This window comes from Candidatus Palauibacter sp. (assembly GCF_965213655.1).
Classification (GTDB): domain Bacteria; phylum Gemmatimonadota; class Gemmatimonadetes; order Palauibacterales; family Palauibacteraceae; genus Palauibacter.
In genome coordinates this window covers 2246540-2262974 of sequence record NZ_CBDBZT010000003.1, presented here as the reverse complement: position 1 = coordinate 2262974, position 16435 = coordinate 2246540, and the positions used below count along the sequence as shown (strand labels likewise).

Below are 16435 nucleotides of genomic sequence, written 5' to 3'. Positions count from 1 at the left end.
CCCGGCGCCCATCAGACCAGGAGGTACCCATGGACACGCGCGCCCCCGCTACGTGCCGCGCCCTCTTCCGTCATCTCTTCGCTCTCACAGCTCTCCCGGCCCTCTGCGGCCTCGGCGTCTCCGGCTCGACGCTGGCTGCCCAGCAGGCCGACGGCGCTCTCGCGCTCGAGTCCTGGCTCGACTGGGAGCGGGTCCAGGATCCGCAGATCTCGCCGGACGGCGGCTCGGTGGTCTATGAGAGTCTCTGGGTCGACAAGATGAACGACGCGTGGGAGTCCTCGATCTGGATCGTGAACTCGGACGGCAGTCGTCCGCGCCACCTCGTGGACGGGTCCTCGCCGCGCTGGTCGCCCGATGGCAGCCGGCTCGCCTTCCTCGCGCCCGACGACGAGGGAAATACGCAGATCTTCGTGCGCTGGATGGACGCCGAGGGCGCCGTCTCGCAGGTGACGCGGCTCACCGACAGCCCCTCGAACCTGGTTTGGTCGCCCGACGGAACCCGCTTCTCGTTCACGATGCGCGTGGGGGCGGAGCAGCCCACGTCACGCCACTGGTCCCTCTCGCTCCCGAAACCGGAGGGGGCGACGTGGACGCCGGGCCCGCGCATCATCGAGCGCCTCGTCTATCGACAGGACCGCGTCGGATTCCTGGGCGACAAGTACCAGCACATCTTCGTCGTCCCGGCCGAAGGCGGGACGCCGCGCCAGCTCACCGAGGGTGACTACAACTACGGGGTCCCGGTCTGGGAGCCCGACGGACAGTCACTCCTCTTCAGCAGTCTCATCATCGAAGACGCCATATACCGCTGGCAGGAAACGGAGATCTATCGGCTCGACGCAGAGTCCGGCTCAATGAGCCAGATCACGACCCGCAAGGGACCGGACAATCGGCCCGTCCCGTCGCCCGACGGGAGCATGATCGCCTATGTGGGACACGACACCACGACGTTCGACTATATCGAGTCGGCCGTCTATGTGATGAACGCGGATGGGTCGAACTCGCGCGCCCTCACCGCGGAAATGGACCGCAGTCCCGGGGCGCTGCACTGGGCCCCGAACGGAGACGGCGTCTACTTCGACGCCACGGCGGACGGCTATCGCAACATCCACTACGCCTCGGTAGACGGCGAAGTGCGAGCGATGAGCGAGGGCCCGCAGATGTTCGGCCTCAATGACGTGAGCGATGGCGGCATGGCCGTCGGCATGTGGGGCGACGCGCACGAACCCGGTGACATCCACGTCTTCCCGGTCGATCGACCCGACGAACGCACCCGGCTCACGGAGGTGAACGCCGACGTGCTGGCGGGCGTGACGCTGGGTGAAGTCGAGCAGGTCTGGAGCGAGTCGTCCCATGACGGCCTCGCGATCCACGGCTGGGTCATCAAGCCCCCGGACTTCGACGCTTCCAACCAGTATCCGCTCATTCTCGTGATTCACGGCGGCCCGCACGGGATGTACAACGGCGGGTTCAACTTCTCGTGGCAGGAGCACGCGGCGAACGGATACGTCGTCCTCTACACCAACCCGCGCGGAAGCTCCGGCTACGGGACGGAGTTCGGGAACGCGATCCAGTACGACTATCCGAACCACGACTTCGACGATCTCATGTCGAGCGTGGACGAGGTCATCTCCCGCGGCTACGTGGACGACAGCAACATGTTCGTCTACGGGTGCTCGGGCGGGGGGGTGCTGACGTCGTGGGTCGTGGGGCACACGGACCGCTTCCGGGCCGCGTCGGCGAACTGTCCCGTGGTGAACTGGTTCAACTTCCCCAACGAGGTCGATGGCAACTACCTGCGCTGGTATGCCGACTTCCGGGAGTTCCCGTGGGTGGACCCGAGCGAGCACATCCGTCGCTCGCCGATCTCGTACGTGGGCAACGTCACGACGCCGACCATGCTGATGACGGGCGTCCTCGACCTGCGCACGCCGATGTCCCAGACCGAGCAGTTCTACCAGGCGCTCAAGGCGCAGAACAAGCCGACGGCGATGGTCCAGTTCGAGGGCGAGTGGCACGGTACGTCGCGCCTGCCGTCCAACTTCCTGCGCACGCAGCTCATCCTCAGGAAGTGGTTCGAGCGCTGGGGCACCCACGACGACGAGCGCACCGCCGCCACCGACGGCGGCCGGTAGGGCCGCCCCGGACTTCGTGAAGCGAATGCGTCCCCCTCAGCGCAGGAAAGCGGTCTCGGAGAGGACCTCATTCAGGCCCGAGATGAGGAGATCCGCGTCGGCTTCGGAGAAGACGAGCGGGGGCTTCATCTTGATCACGTTGTGGTCGGGACCGTCCGTGCTCAGGAGGATTCCCTTGTCGCGCATGCGCTGGACGGCCGCATCGGCGAGGTTGGCGGCCGGTTCGATATCGTCTCCCTCCCGCACGAACTCGATGCCCGTGAACAAGCCGCGGCCGCGGGCGTCCCCCACCCGGCCGTGACGGTCGCGGAGGTCTTCGAGACCCTCCAGTAGGCGCTTTCCGACGCTCGCCGCGTTCTCCTGTAGACCCTCCTCCTCGATCACGTCGAGGACGGCGAGGCCGATGGCGCAGGAGACCGGGTTCCCGCCGTAGGTGTTGAAATACTCCATCCCGTTGGCGAAAGACTCGGCGACTTCGCGCGTTGTGACCACCGCGGCGAGGGGGTGCCCGTTCCCGATCGGCTTGCCGAGCGTCACGATGTCGGGGACGACGCCGTGCTCCTCGAAGGCCCAGAAGTGAGATCCCGCGCGGCCGAAGCCGACCTGAACCTCGTCCGCCACGCACACGGCGCCGTGTTCTCGGGCCGCCGCGTAGGAAGCCGTGAGGTACCCCGCCGGGAGCGGGATCTGGCCGCCGCAACTGAGGATCGATTCGTGGAAGAAGGCGGCCGCGCCGGGTGGCCGGTCCCCGAACCAGGTGGGCTCCGTCTCCAGCGCCCGCGCCGCCGCGCCCACGTACGCCGCATACAGGGGTGCGACCTCCGCGTCCGGCCCGCAGTGGAGACCCCGGAACGTGTCCGGCATGGGCGCCATCCGCACCCAGGGGCGAAGCCCCTTCCCGCCCGGACCGTTGAACTTGTACGGGCTCAGGTTGACGACCGAACTGGAGTTGCCGTGATACGCCCCGTCGAGGACGACGGCCCCCACTTTGCCGGTGTGCGTCCGGGCCATGCGCAGGGCGAGTTCGTTGGCCTCGGTACCCGAGCAGACGAGGAAGCACACGTCGAGCGGGGCCGGGAAGAGGGCCGTCAGCCGCTCCGTGTACTGGAGAATCGTCTCGTGCAGGTAGCGCGTATTCGTGTTGAGCGAGGCCATCTGCCGGCGCGCCGCCTCGTTCACGCGCGGGTGCGAGTGTCCGACGTGCGCCACGTTGTTCACGCAGTCGAGGTAGGGCTGGCCGTCGATGTCGTACAGCCAGGCGCCCCGGCCCCGGACGATGTGGAGCGGCCGCCGGTAGGAGAGGCTCAGCGAGGGCCCCAGCCGCCGGTTCCGCTCCTCGACAAGCGAAGCATGGGTGCGGGGGCGCGGAGCTGTGGCCTCGCACGGGAGCCGAAGCAGGTGGTCGGGGTCGGGGCTCACCGCCGTCCAGACATCGCGCGCGCTCGGGGCGGCCACGCCGGGGAACGTCCCGTCGTAGTCGAGCGGATCGATGAAGATCTGGAAGTGCAGGTGGGGCGCCCAGTCGCCGTTGCCAGGCGGGGCGCCGATCCAGCCGATCGTGCGTCCCGCTTCGATGGTGTCGCCCGGCGCCACGGCGGTGAGCGATTCCGCCGACAGATGGCCGTACAGCGTGCGGAATCGCACCGACCCTTCGGCATCTTCCGTTTTGTGCTCGAGGATGACCGTCGGACCGTAGTCGAGCCGCTCGGCGTTGTCGCGCACGGACACCACGCGGCCTTCGATGGGAGCGAGAACCGGCGTCCCCGGCTCCGCGAACAGGTCGACCCCGAGGTGCACGCTGCGCCACTCGTCCATCTCGTTCCCCGGCGCGCGGAAGGCCTCGCCCGTGTACCACCACCGCACCTCGTCGTAGCGGCCGACGCCGATCTCCGCCCCGGCGTCCCGCATCCGATCGAACAGACGCTGCGAGAACTTCGCGTGATCCGTGGGATCGAAGGTCCCGCCGTCGTCCCCCGACTCTACGCTCAAATCCAGCATGACCAGCGGAGTGGAACGAGGGTCCGGATCGAGCACGGGCGCGGCGTTCGGGGCGGCGCGCTCCAGAACGGAGATGACGCGGTTCGTCGCAGGACAGGGCGGGTGGCCACACGCGTCCCGCAGCCGGTAGCGCCCCAGGTTCGGGGGCGTCGCCTCCAGGCGCTCCAGCACGTCCCATGCGGGCGTCTGGCTGACGAGCAGGTATTCGTTGTCCGGCTCCTGGGCGCCGCGAACCGACGACACCGTCACGCTGAGCGCGAGGCGCAGGCGTGCCAGTTCATACAGGACATCCGCTTCGGCTTCCGTGACCTCGTGTTCGGCGAGGTATCCCCGCGCCACGTCGCAGAAGGCGGCTACCGGGTCGCGCGTCCCGAACCCGGCGTATGCACAGGCCACGGCGAGGTTCGCCACCGTCCACGACCGAATCACGTCCCCGAAGTCCACGACGCCCACCAGGTGCGGCGCTCCGTCCTTCATGCGCCCGGGGTCGACATGGATGTTGGCCGGGTTCGCGTCGTTGTAGATCAGGCTCTCGCGCAACGCGCCGGCCCGCGGCTGCACGACCGCGGCGTACCGCTCGAGGACTCGGACGAGGACTTCGCGCCGCGCCGCCCCGTGGATCGCGGCCAGGTTCTCCGTGATGAGGGAGGCGGCGCCACGAAGGTCCCAGATCATCGGGCGGTCGGCGCCCGGCACCCTCGACGAGGAACGATCGAAGATCCCCGTGAGGCGTCCGATCTGTCGGCGGAGTTCGGGTCCGTGCGGCCGGAAGCGGTCCAGCGGAATCCCCGGAACCGGCTCCAGGAACCGGGCGAAGTGGGCACGTCCGCCGATCGTGCATTCGACGAGGCGGCCTCCCGACGACGCGTCCGCGGAGGCCGCCTCCTCGGAAGTGCTGCGCCAATGCGGAAGCGTGAAGCAGGCCTGGGACTCGGAGAGAGCCGCCAGCATGGCCGCTTCCTCCTCGAGGACCGCGCGGTCTTCCAGCAGGTTCGAGACCTTCAGGTATCCACGGACCCCGGAACCGTCCGGGCCCCCGTCCGCTACCCCGTCGAAGTCCCGCTTGGAGATCTCGAACACCCGGTCCCGCTCGCTGGCGAACTCGCGGGCCCTCCCGTCCACGCCCCAGCGAGTCAGGACGAGCCGCGCCGCTTCCTCCTCCGAGAAGGAGGGTCTCCCGGCCGCGTATCCGGCGTCGAGCGTCTCCATGGGGGCCGAAGCTCCCACCCCGTCCATGCCCGGTCAACCACGCGGGTTGTTGCCGCTCGCGTCCGTCGACCCGAGCTTGCGAGCCCGGTCCATTTGCATCCGCACACGGAGGATCACGATGTCGCTCCGCTCCGCCCTTCTCGCTTCAACCTTTGCTTTGGGCGCCGCAGTCGCGGTCCCGGCGGCCCTGACCGCCCAGGAGCAGGCGCACGCGGTCGCCTCCCCGGCCGAACTCGAACTCGAGGTCGGGGCGTCCTTCCAGCTCACCGCGGAGATCCGGGGAACAGCGGACGAAGGCGCCGCCTCGGAGGTACGCTGGTTCGCGGCCGACGACGGCGTGACGGTGACGCCCGAAGGCCTGGTGACGGCGGTGCGGCCGGGCGAGTCCCGCGTGGCGGCGATGTTCCGGGGGCAGCCAAGCTGGGTCACGATCAGTGTCCCCCGGTTGGAGGCGGAGCGCATCGAGGCCCGCGTCGTCGGCCCCCTCTACGCGGGAGCGACTGCCGCCCTTCATGTCGTCGCCTACACGGAGTTGGGCGGGGCCGTGGAAGACATCGAGTTCGCGTTCGCCTCCGCCGATCCCGGCGTCGCGACGGTGGATGGAGCCGGGCGCGTCCTCGGCCACGGGCCGGGGCAGACGGTGGTGACGGTCTCCGCCGGAGCCGCCGCGACGGAGGTCGAAGTCACGGTACAGCCCAACCCGGCTGAGGACTACGAGCTGGTGGCGGCCGGGGATGTGAGCTCGCTTTCGACGGGAGATGTCGCGGTGTTTCGGCTGCTCGGCCGCGCCGGGGCCGGCGAGGACATCCCCTTGGCGCCGTTGTGGAGCGTCACGCCGAGCGGGGCGAGCGTCGAACCCGTCGACGGACGCGGGCTCTTCGTCGCGGAGGACCCCGGCACCTACCACGTGACGGCCATCGCGGGCCCGTCGATCGCCCGGACCGTCACGGTACGCGTGAGCCCCCGCCGCCACACCGCGCGCCTCGAACTCGTCGGAAGCGGGATCACCTCCACGCACCGCGCCGGAGACACGTGGGTCTTCGAGGGCGTCGACGGGCGCGACTACGCCTATCTCGGCACCTTCTTCCACGACTGGATGAAGGTGTGGGATGTGACGGACCCGACGAGTCCCGTCCTAACGGACTCGATCCAGCTCGACGCCCGCCGGATCAACGATGTGAAGATCCATCCCAACAATCGTCTCGGGATCGTCACCCGCGAAGGCGCGTCGAGCCGGCGGAACGGGATCGTCTTCCTCGACCTCTCGACTCCCGCCCATCCCACCATCCTCTCCGAGTACACGGACACGGTGACGGGGGGCGTGCACAACGTCTGGATCCTGGGGGATGAGGATCTCGTCTACGCCTGCCACAACGGGACGAGCGAACTCGTGATCATCGACATCGCCGATCCCGCCAACCCGCGCGAGATCAACCGCTGGGTGCACGACGAGCCTGTCCGCAGCCTGCACGACGTCATCGTGCAGGACGGCTACGCGTACGCCTCGTTCTGGAATGAGGGCATCTACATCCTGGACGCGGGGGCCGGGACGCACGGCGGCACGGCGCGCGATCCGAAGCTCGTCTCACGCTGGGTCTCGGGGCAGGGGAACACGCACGTCGCCTGGCGACACGGGAAGTATCTGTTCGTCGCGGCGGAGATCTACCCGTCGGACTGGGATGCGAACGCCCTGGGCCCCATCGAGGCGCGGGGCTTCGTCGAGGTGCTCGACATGACCGACATGGACGAACCGGTGAAGGTCGCCCACTACACCGTGCCAGAGGCCGGCGCCCACAACCTGTGGAGCGACGACCGCGACCGGCTTTACGTCGGCTACTACCAGGCGGGGCTGCGGGTGCTGGACATCTCGGGCGAACTGCGCGGCGACCTCTACCGCCAGGGCCGTGAGATCGGCGCGATCAAGACCTCATCGCCGGAGGCCGCCGTCCCGAACTGGTCGATGACCTGGGGCGCGCAGCTCTTCAAGGGCCGGATCTTCACCTCCGACCTCCATTCCGGCCTGTGGATCGCGCGCCTGGTCCAGGAGGAACTCGTCCCCTGACCGAATCACTCGAGAACGCGAGACTTGGCACCATGAACAGCACGACACTCAAGAAGACGCTGGCCGCTGCCGTCCTCCTGTCCGCGTGGCCGACCTTCGCCACCGAAGTGCAAGCACAGGCGACCGCTGCGCCGGCTCCCGGACAGGAGATCGCCCTCGTCACCGGGGCTACCTCCGGACTCGGCAGGGAGCTCGCACTGCGGCTGGGTGCGCGCGGCGATCACGTCATCGTGCACGGACGCAACGAGGAACGCGGGGCTGAAGTAGTGGAGGCGATCAACGCCGCGGGCCCGGGGAGCGCGCGCTTCTACCGCGCGGATTTCGCCTCCTTCGCTCAGGTGCGCGAGTTCGCCGAGACGCTGCTGGCCGACTACGAGCGCCTGGACCTCCTCATCAACAATGCGGGGTTCGGCTCGGCCCCGGACGAGCGATGGGTCACCGAGGACGGGCACGAATACCGCTTCCAGGTGAACTACCTCTCCACCTTTCTCCTCACCCACATGCTCATGCCGCGCCTCCTGTCCAGCACGCCGGCGCGCATCGTGAACGTGTCGTCGGGCGCGCAGACGCCGATCGACTTCGACGACGTGATGATCGAGAACAACTTCAGCGGGCGCCGCGCCTACGCACAGAGCAAGCTCGCCCAGATCATGTTCACCCACGACCTTGCCGAGGAATTGGACGGGACCGGTATCGTGGTCGGTTCACTCCATCCGGCGACCTACATGCCGACCGGCATGGTGCGGCGGCTGGGCGCGACCCCGCGCGCCACCATCGCCGAGGGGGCCGACGCGACGATGCAGGTAGTCGACTCCGACGACTTCGAGAGCGGGCAGTATTTCAGCGGCCTCAGGCCCGCCCAGGCCAACGCCCAGGCTTACGACGCCGAGGCGCGCGCCCAGCTCAAGCGGCTGAGCCAGGAGCTGACCGGCGTCCGCTGCCGGATGGGCCGCTGCCGATTCGTGGGCGACTCCTCGGAGTAGCTCGCCGGCGCTCGACGCCCTGCTACGGGTCCAGGGCGTCGAGCGCGGCGAGGATGTCGGCGTGCTCGGGGCGGATGGTGTAATCCACCTCGGTGAAGCTCCAGCGCACCGTCCCTTCCATGTCGATGACGTAGGTCGTCGGGTGCGGGATCTGGCGTCCCCGCCCGTCGCCCTCGTTCAGGAGTCCGTAGCGGTTCGTGATGGCGGAACCGTCGTCGGACAGGAGCGGGAAGTCGAGCGCATAGTCGTAGTCCTCCAGCACGCGCTCAGCCATGAGCCCGATGTCTTCGGGGCTGTCCGGGGCGATCGCCAGGAGCTGGGTCCGTTCGCGCTGTTCGGGGGTCATGAAGTCTCGCAGCTCTCCGAGCTGCTTTGCGCAGTACGGTCACCAGTGGCCGCGGTAGAAGAAGAGGATGACGTCCTTCTCCCCGCGGTAGTCGGAAAGCGTGACTGGCTCGCCGGTGCTCGAGAGGGCGGTGAAGTCGGGCGCGGATCCGCCGGCCACCACGCGCTCGAGGTCCGCGGGAGGCAGGTCGTGCCCATCCACGGGCCCGAGCGCCACCTGCGCGGTTTCGTCCATCCCCACCTCGGCGGTCTCCGCGGCGTCCGGGGCGTCGCCTTCCGGCGCGCAGCCGACGAGCCCGGCCGCCAGCAGCGAGCCCGCCGCGTAGAGCCGGAGTTTACGTCCGTCCATCATTCCGTATCTCCCTTGTGACCTGTACACGCCCGCGACGCGGTTCCCGCGTGCCGACCCGGAAACGCTATCGAAAGCGCGGCCAGCGCGACAGCGACCCCCATCGGAGAGGCTGGTCCGGTGCAGCCCGGGGGTCCCCCGCGCGTCTTGCGTGCGTCAAGGGCGGTTCGGACTATGCCAAGGTGGTCTAACACCCCGGTTACACGACCCCGGTCACCAGCTGGAGCCAGTGCCATGCGTGCCGATTCCGACAGCGTCCGATTCCCACGACTCTTCCTCCTTTCCCTGTTGCTCGTCTTCCTGCTTCCCGTGGCCCCGCAGGGCCTCGTTGCGCAGGAGGGGGCCGACGGCTACCAGACGCCGGCCGACGAACTCGCCGCGCTGGTCGATGCCCCGGTCACGCCGGGCATTAGCCTGAGCCCCGACGAATCCGTCATGCTGCTCACGATGCGGCCCAGTCTGCCGTCGATCGGCGAGGTCGCCGCGCCTGAACTGCGGATCGCCGGACTGCGCATCAATCCGCGCACGAACGGCCCCAGCCGCTCCCGCCCCTCGAACGGTCTCGCGCTCCGAACGCTGGAAGGCGAGCAGCGGGCCGTGACGGGCCTCCCCGAGAACCCGCGCATCCGGAACACGCGCTGGTCGCCGAACGGGAGTACGGTGGCGTTCACGCACGACACCGACTCCGCCGTGCAGCTCTGGGTGCTGGATGTCGGTTCCGCCGCGGCGCGGCGCCTGTCCGACCTCGACATGGTGAACGTGGGCTTCGGAGCCCCCTTCAACTGGTCGCCGGAAGGAGACTTCCTCTACGCCATGGCGGTTCCGCCCGGCCGGGGCCCGGCGCCCGCCGAGCCGATGGTGCCGACGGCGCCCATGATCGAGGAGACCTCGGGCGAGGCGGCCCCCGCCCGCACGTACCAGGATCTGCTGCAGGACCAGCACGATGAAGCGCTCTACGAGTACTACTCGACGGCGCAGTTGACCCGCATCGGTCTCGACGGGTCGGCGTCCATGGTTGGCGAACCGTCGATCTTCTCGGGCGCCACGCCGTCTCCGGACGGCCAGCACCTGCTCGTCCAGACGACTCACCGACCCTACTCGTACCAGGTGCCGGCCTCCCGCTTCCCTAGGACGATCGAGGTGTGGGACGCGCAGGGGAACGTGGTGCACCAGGTCGCGGAACTGCCGCTGCAGGACGGCGTCCCCACCTCGTTCGGGTCCGTCCCCACCGGCGTGCGGTCGATCTCGTGGCGCGCCGACGCGGACGCGACGCTGTACTGGACGGAGGCACAGGACGGCGGCGACGCCCTCGCCGAGGCCGACATCCGCGACAAGGTGTTCTCGCACGCGGCGCCCTTCGCCGGCCAGCCGATGGAACTTGCCGCGCTCCCGCTGCGCTACGGCGGCGTGATGTGGGCGGAGGAAGGCTATGCCCTCGTAAGCGAGAACTGGTTCTCGACTCGCCAGCAGCGCACCTATCGCATCGATCCGGACGCCCCCGGAGAGATGGAGCTGATCTTCGATCTCCAGACCGAGGACCGGTACAACGACCCCGGCTTCCCGATGTTCGCGACGAACGCGCGCGGCCAGGGCGTCCTGATGACCGCCGATAGCGGGGCTTCGCTCTATCTGGCCGGCCAGGGCGCTTCGCCCGAGGGCAACCGTCCCTTCCTCAGGAAGCGGAACCTCGAGACGGGAGAGGAAGTGGAGTTGTTCCGCTCCGAGGCGCCGTATTACGAGGGCGTGGTCACGCTGCTCGAGGACGGGCGGCTGATGACGAGGCGGGAGTCGGTGGATGAGCCGCCGAACTACTTCCTGCGCGACCTCGATCGGGGGACGATCAGCGCGGTGACCGAGTTCCCGCACCCGTACCCGCAGTTCGCGGGGGTCCGCAAGGAGGCGATCCAGTACGAGCGCGGGGACGGCATCCCGCTCTCGGCCACGCTCTACCTGCCGGCGGACTACGACCAGGAGCGCGACGGCCCGCTCCCGACCTTCGTGTGGGCGTATCCGACCGAGTTCAAGAGCGCCGCGGCCGCCGGCCAGCGCCGGGACTCGCCGTACCAGTTCACGCGGATCCCGTACGGCGGCGCCGTGCCGTACGTGACCCGGGGCTATGCGGTGCTGGACAACGCGTCGATGCCGGTCATCGGCGAGGGTGACGCGGAGCCCAACGACACCTTCCGCGAACAGCTGGTGGCGAACGCCCAGGCCGCGGTCGACGAGGGCGTGCGGCGCGGCGTCGTTGACCCGGAACGGGTGGGCGTGGGCGGACACTCCTACGGCGCCTTCATGACCGGCAATCTGCTCGCGCACTCCGACATCTTCCGGGCGGGCGTGGCGCGCAGCGGCGCCTACAACCGGACGCTGACGCCGTTCGGCTTCCAGCGCGAGCAGCGGCTCTTCTGGGAGGACCCGGACCTCTATCTGTACATGTCGCCGTTCATGCACGCCGACAAGGTGAACGAGCCGATCCTCATCATCCACGGCGAGGACGACAACAACTCGGGCACCTTCCCCATCCAGTCGCGGCGCTTCTACGCGGCCCTCAAGGGGCTCGGGGCGACGGCCCGGCTCGTCTTCCTGCCCGCCGAGAGCCACGGCTACGCGGCGCGTGAGTCCGTCCTGCACGTGTTGTGGGAGACCGACCGCTGGCTCGAGATGCACGTGAAGCCCGCGAAACCCGTCACCACGACGGACGACGCGGGAAGCTGAACGCCGCCGCCGAGGTTCCGCTTCTGGTCGAGGCGGAGGGTCCCGTCCGGATCCTCCGCCTCAACCGTCCCCACCGTCTCAACGCCGTCAGCCTCCCCATGTACGAGGCGCTGGAAGCCGAACTCGAGCGCATCGGTGCAGACTTCGAGACGCGCGTCGTGATCGTCACGGGCACGGGACGAGGGTTCTGCTCCGGGGCCGACCTCAAGGCGCACCGCGACGAGGTGCCGAGCCGGGACGGGGGGCGCGCCTACATTGAGACCGGCGAGCGGGTGTACCGCGGAGTGCGGGCCGCGCCCGCGGGTTCGATGCGACGGCGCCGCGCCTACATCGAGACGAGCCAGCGCGTGTTTCGCGCCCTCCAGACTCTGCCGCAGCCGGTGGTCGCGGCCGTGAACGGACACGCGATCGGGGCGGGCTGCGAACTCGCGCTGTCGTGCGATTTCGTCGTCGTGGCGGAGGAGGCGAAGCTCCGTATGCCGGAGGTCGCGCTCGGGACGTTCATCGGAGGCGGCACGGCCTACACGCTCAGGCGGCGCGTCGGGCACGCGCGCGCGGCAGAGTTGATCCTGCTGGGGCGCTACTTCACCCCGCAGGAGGCCGGCGCGTGGGGACTGGCGAACCAGGTGCTCCCCGCCAAGGAGGTTCTCCCGGCCGCCCTCGACTTGGCCGGGCGACTGGCCCGAAACGCCCCGATCTCGATGCGCCTTGCCAAGCGGCTCCTCGATCAGGCGGAATCGGTCGACGCCGAGGAGGCGCTGCGGCTCGAGGCCGAGGCGCTCTTCACCTGCATGGACTCCGAGGACTGGCGCGAGGGCCTGGAGGCCTTCGCCCAGAAGCGCGACCCAACCTACCGCGGAGTCTAGCCGCTCCGATTATTTGGCGGGTCGCTTCCGGGTCGCGCGGCCCCCGGCTCCCATGGCTTCGAAGTAGCCTTCGAGCCGGGCGAGACGCTCCTTGAGTTCGGCCTCGAGCTTCCCGATGCACATCGTGAGCCGAGTCTCCACTCGCGCCACTTCCGTCCGCACCGCGGCAACCTCGCCCTCGACGGTGCCGAGGCGCTCCTCGACGGTGCCGAGGCGTTGCTCGACGGTGCCGAGGCGTTGCTCGACTCCCTCCAGCCGCCCCTCGGTCCGACTGGTTGTCGTCAGCAGCTTCTTGATGTCGCTCCGCATGCCGCGCTGGCCGGGAACGAGTAGCGCGGCCAAGGCGACGGCCGCCGTGATGATTGCGATCATCTCCCCGGTCACGGGCGTGTCTCCGCGGGATCCGGAGAGGTAACGGCTCGCCCTCCGAGCCGTCTGGCGTGATCGATACGGGTCATGTCCAAAACCTCCGTGATCGTCGATCCAACGTAGGGTCTCGGCGTTACACTGCGCGAACGCGTGACGCCGGCGCTTCCGAAACTCAGGATGGCGCGATCGGTCAACGGAGCCTCATCGGGCTCCGGGACGTTCCGGACGCGTCCCGGCGGCCATTGCCGCCCCGCCTCCGCGCGCCGCACGTTTGACGGGCCCATCGACCCAGCCCGCGCAGGCAGAGGAGGACAGATGACTTCCGCCCGCAGACTCCCCCGTTTGGCCGGGGTTCTCGCGCTCGCGGCCTTCGCCGCGCTCAGCGCGGTCCCGCCCGCCACGGCCCAGGACCGGACGATCGCGCTCGTCGGAGGCCAGCTGCTGGACGGCTACGAGGCGAATCCCATCCACCACGCGGCCGTCGTCATCGAGGGGAACCGGATCGTCGCCGTGGGGCCCGCGGCCGAGATCGACATCCCGCCGGGCGCCGAGGTCATCGACACCCGGGGCAAGACGATGATGCCGGGGATGGTCGACGCGCACGTCCACATCATGATCCTCGGCCACGGTGAGTACTCGGACTGGTTCCCGTGGTTCGCGGGGAACGACGACCTCGTGTACGAGACATCGGCAAAGCAGCTCCTCATGGCCGGCGTTACTGCGGGCGTCGACCTCGCGGCGCCGATGTCGAGTCTCGCCTTCCGCGACCGGGTCAACCGCAACGAAGTGCCGGGTCCCCGACTCCTGGTCAGCGGCCCCTGGGTCACGCGCTACGCGTGGAACTTCCTCCCGGACGAACTCCGCGTCCTTCACCGCTCGCCCGAGGAGGCGGCCGAGCGGACGCGCGAGCTCATCGACGCCGGGGTCGACGTGATCAAGACGTGGATCGGGACGACGGAGGAGGACATGCGGGCGATCAAGGCCGTCGCGGGCCCGGCGGGCGTCCCCATCCACTGTCATGTCTATGAGGAGGAGGTCGTGTGGGGGGCGATCCGCGGCGGCTGCGACGTGCTCCAGCATGCCGGTTCGGGCGGCAGCGTCCCCGCCTACTCGCAGGAACTCGTCGACCACATCGCGATGGAGGGGATCCCGGTCGTGCAGACGATCGCGCACCGGATCTGGGTCTACCCCGCCACGCTCGAATTTCCGGAGCGCCTGTGGGATCCGGACATCATCAACAGCTTCCCCGAGCCGATCCGGGAGCAGGTGCTGAGTTCCTATACGAAGGACGATTTCTGGAGGAAGTCCTATTTTCGCAGCACCCCGCGCCAGATCCGAAACAGCGAGCGCGCTGCGCGCCAATTCATCGAAGCGGACGCGTTGATGGCGATGGGGACGGACACCGGCTCGCCCCTCAACTTCCACGCGGAGTCGGCATGGCGTGAGGTGTCGGCGCTCGTCGACATGGGGATGACCGAGATCGAGGCGATCTCGGCGGCGACGAAGGTCTCGGCCGAGGTGCTCGGACTCCGGGAGACGGGGACGATCGAACCCGGCAAGCTCGCCGACATCATCGTGGTCGACGGCAACCCCCTCTTCGACATCAACGTGCTCGGATACGTGACGGACGTGATCAAGGACGGGATCGTCTACAAGCGCGACGGTGTCCCCGTGTGGGAGACGGCCCGCGCGCAGACGAGCACCAGCGGGCGATGATGCGCCGGCTCACAACGCTGCGGGCGCTGCCGGTTGCCGCCGGAATCGCACTCGCCGCCTGTGGCGGGGTTCCGGAGTCGGCGGACGAGTCCCCGGCGCTCCGTGCCGCAGACGGCCCATTCGATCTCGTGATTGTGGGCGGGACCGTCGTGGACGGAACGGGGACCGACCGCTTCTCCGCAGACGTGGGGATCCGCGACGGCCGCGTGGTCGAGGTCGCGCGCGACGGCGGGCTGTCGGGGCAGGGGACCGAGGAGATCGACGCCTCCGGCCTCATCGTCTCGCCGGGGTTCATCGACCACCACAACCACGTGCAGAACCAGGTTCACCGACGGCCGCTGGCCGAGAACTTCATCCGCCAGGGAATCACGACCATCCTGCCCTCTCTCCACAGCGGCGACCAGCCGTACCCGCTACGCGAGTACATCGATAACCTCGAGATCGCGCCCAACATCGGCTTTTTCGCCGGCCACACATGGACCCGCGAGCGGGTGATCGGCATGGAGGACCGCGCCCCCACCGCCGAGGAACTCGACGAAATGCGCGACCTCGTGCGCGAGACGATGGAGGACGGCGCGCTCGGCTTCTCGACCGGACTCCTCTACGTCCCGGCCAACTACGCCGAAACCGAGGAGGTCATCGAACTGGCGAAGGTCGCGGCGGAGTACGGCGGCATCTACTACACGCATATGCGCGACGAAGCGCGGGGGCTCCTCCCCGCCGTGCGCGAGGCGATCCGCGTCGGCGCCGAGGGCGGACTCCCCGTCCACATCAACCACTTCAAGGCGATGGGGGTCGACAACTGGGGCAAGACCGTCGAGTCGCTCGCGCTCGTGGATTCCGCGCGGGCCGAGGGGATTGACGTGAAGGTCGACCTCTACCCCTACATGGCCGGAAGTACCGGGTCCAGCGTGCTCTTCCCGCAATGGGTGCTGGCCGGCGGGGTCGACTCGTTCCGGGTGCGGGTGAACGACCCCGAGATCCGGCCGCGCGTGGAGCGGGAGACCGAAGAGTGGATGCGCCGCGACTGGACGGGCGGGGACCTCTCACGGATCCAGTTCCGCACCCTTCGCGCCTTCCCCGAATACAACGGGAAGCGGATGTCGGACCTCGCCGCGGACCGGGGGTTGCCGAACAACGATGCCACCGGCGTCCAGCTCGCGATCGAACTCCAGCTGGCGGGCGGGTTCAGCGCCATCTACCACTTCATGGACGAGGCGGACGTCATCCGCATCATGCAGCACCCGCAGGCGATGTTCGAGACGGACGGGGATCCGGTCGGCTACGGCCTCGGGTTCCCGCATCCGCGCAGCTACGGCACGTTCCCGCGCATCCTCGGCCGCTACGTGCGCGAGATGGGCGTGCTCACGCTGGAGGAAGCGATCCGGAAGATGACCTCGATGTCGGCCGACGAGATCGGCCAGTCCGAACGGGGGCGGATCGCGAACGGCATGATGGCGGACATCACAATCTTCGACGCCGACCGCATCATCGACCGCGCCGACTACGTGGACCCGCACCGCTACTCGGTCGGGATCCACCACGTGATCGTGAACGGGGTCCCGGTGATCCTCGACGGCTCGGTGACGGGGGCCAAGCCGGGGCAGGTGCTCCGGGGACCGGCCCGCATGCTGACGGAGACCACCGGCAAACGCTGAGCCGCTGTCGTCCCCGGGCGAGGATTGTCGCCA

At 69.0% G+C, this 16435-nt stretch carries 10 protein-coding genes; 7 read left to right on the top strand and 3 right to left on the bottom strand.

The features are described from left to right. Window positions 1-29 precede the first annotated feature (29 nt). On the top strand, window positions 30-2132 hold the full coding sequence (locus ACOOGH_RS12240; RefSeq protein WP_420449169.1) for a S9 family peptidase: 2103 nt from the start codon (window positions 30-32) through the stop codon (window positions 2130-2132). A 36-nt stretch (window positions 2133-2168) separates the two neighbouring features. Here ACOOGH_RS12240 and ACOOGH_RS12235 read toward each other — a convergent pair whose 3' ends face one another. Then, window positions 2169-5339: an aminotransferase class III-fold pyridoxal phosphate-dependent enzyme gene (locus ACOOGH_RS12235; protein WP_420449168.1), complete on the bottom strand. Its 3171-nt coding sequence runs from the start codon at window positions 5337-5339 to the stop codon at window positions 2169-2171. 118 nt (window positions 5340-5457) lie between these two features. Here ACOOGH_RS12235 and ACOOGH_RS12230 point away from each other — a divergent pair, with 118 nt between their 5' ends. Together ACOOGH_RS12230 and ACOOGH_RS12225 are read left to right on the top strand one after the other, a co-directional pair. Beyond that, window positions 5458-7401: a hypothetical protein gene (locus tag ACOOGH_RS12230; protein WP_420449167.1), complete on the top strand. Its 1944-nt coding sequence runs from the start codon at window positions 5458-5460 to the stop codon at window positions 7399-7401. A 32-nt stretch (window positions 7402-7433) separates the two neighbouring features. Next, entirely contained in the window at window positions 7434-8384 is a 951-nt protein-coding gene (locus ACOOGH_RS12225) for an SDR family NAD(P)-dependent oxidoreductase (RefSeq protein ID WP_420449166.1), read from the top strand. A gap of 22 nt (window positions 8385-8406) precedes the next feature. Here the strand turns inward: ACOOGH_RS12225 and ACOOGH_RS12220 are convergent, their stop codons facing one another. Next, entirely contained in the window at window positions 8407-8964 is a 558-nt protein-coding gene (locus ACOOGH_RS12220; protein ID WP_420450122.1) for a peroxiredoxin family protein, read from the bottom strand. A 348-nt stretch (window positions 8965-9312) separates the two neighbouring features. Here ACOOGH_RS12220 and ACOOGH_RS12215 point away from each other — a divergent pair, with 348 nt between their 5' ends. Continuing rightward, window positions 9313-11793 (top strand): S9 family peptidase, encoded by a 2481-nt coding sequence (locus ACOOGH_RS12215; protein WP_420449165.1) that lies wholly within the window; start codon window positions 9313-9315, stop codon window positions 11791-11793. Further along, on the top strand, window positions 11715-12659 hold the full coding sequence (locus ACOOGH_RS12210; RefSeq protein ID WP_420449164.1) for an enoyl-CoA hydratase/isomerase family protein: 945 nt from the start codon (window positions 11715-11717) through the stop codon (window positions 12657-12659). The genes ACOOGH_RS12215 and ACOOGH_RS12210 overlap by 79 nt, the downstream gene beginning before the upstream one ends. Window positions 12660-12668: 9 nt before the next feature. Here the strand turns inward: ACOOGH_RS12210 and ACOOGH_RS12205 are convergent, their stop codons facing one another. Then, window positions 12669-13043 (bottom strand): hypothetical protein, encoded by a 375-nt coding sequence (locus tag ACOOGH_RS12205; protein ID WP_420449163.1) that lies wholly within the window; start codon window positions 13041-13043, stop codon window positions 12669-12671. Window positions 13044-13343: 300 nt separating this feature from the next. Here ACOOGH_RS12205 and ACOOGH_RS12200 point away from each other — a divergent pair, with 300 nt between their 5' ends. Next, on the top strand, window positions 13344-14744 hold the full coding sequence (locus tag ACOOGH_RS12200; RefSeq protein WP_420449162.1) for an amidohydrolase family protein: 1401 nt from the start codon (window positions 13344-13346) through the stop codon (window positions 14742-14744). Continuing rightward, window positions 14741-16402, top strand: coding sequence for an N-acyl-D-amino-acid deacylase family protein (locus ACOOGH_RS12195; protein ID WP_420449161.1), 1662 nt, complete (start codon window positions 14741-14743; stop codon window positions 16400-16402). The genes ACOOGH_RS12200 and ACOOGH_RS12195 overlap by 4 nt, the downstream gene beginning before the upstream one ends. The last annotated feature ends 33 nt before the right edge of the window (window positions 16403-16435 follow it).

Coding starts and splice junctions, on each gene's coding strand:
- ACOOGH_RS12200 (WP_420449162.1), top strand. CDS start 13,344: ATGACTTCCGCCCGCAGACTCCCCCGTTTGGCCGGGGTTCTCGCGCTC.
- ACOOGH_RS12225 (WP_420449166.1), top strand. CDS start 7,434: ATGAACAGCACGACACTCAAGAAGACGCTGGCCGCTGCCGTCCTCCTG.
- ACOOGH_RS12215 (WP_420449165.1), top strand. CDS start 9,313: ATGCGTGCCGATTCCGACAGCGTCCGATTCCCACGACTCTTCCTCCTT.
- ACOOGH_RS12195 (WP_420449161.1), top strand. CDS start 14,741: ATGATGCGCCGGCTCACAACGCTGCGGGCGCTGCCGGTTGCCGCCGGA.
- ACOOGH_RS12235 (WP_420449168.1), bottom strand. CDS start 5,339: ATGGAGACGCTCGACGCCGGATACGCGGCCGGGAGACCCTCCTTCTCG.
- ACOOGH_RS12230 (WP_420449167.1), top strand. CDS start 5,458: ATGTCGCTCCGCTCCGCCCTTCTCGCTTCAACCTTTGCTTTGGGCGCC.
- ACOOGH_RS12240 (WP_420449169.1), top strand. CDS start 30: ATGGACACGCGCGCCCCCGCTACGTGCCGCGCCCTCTTCCGTCATCTC.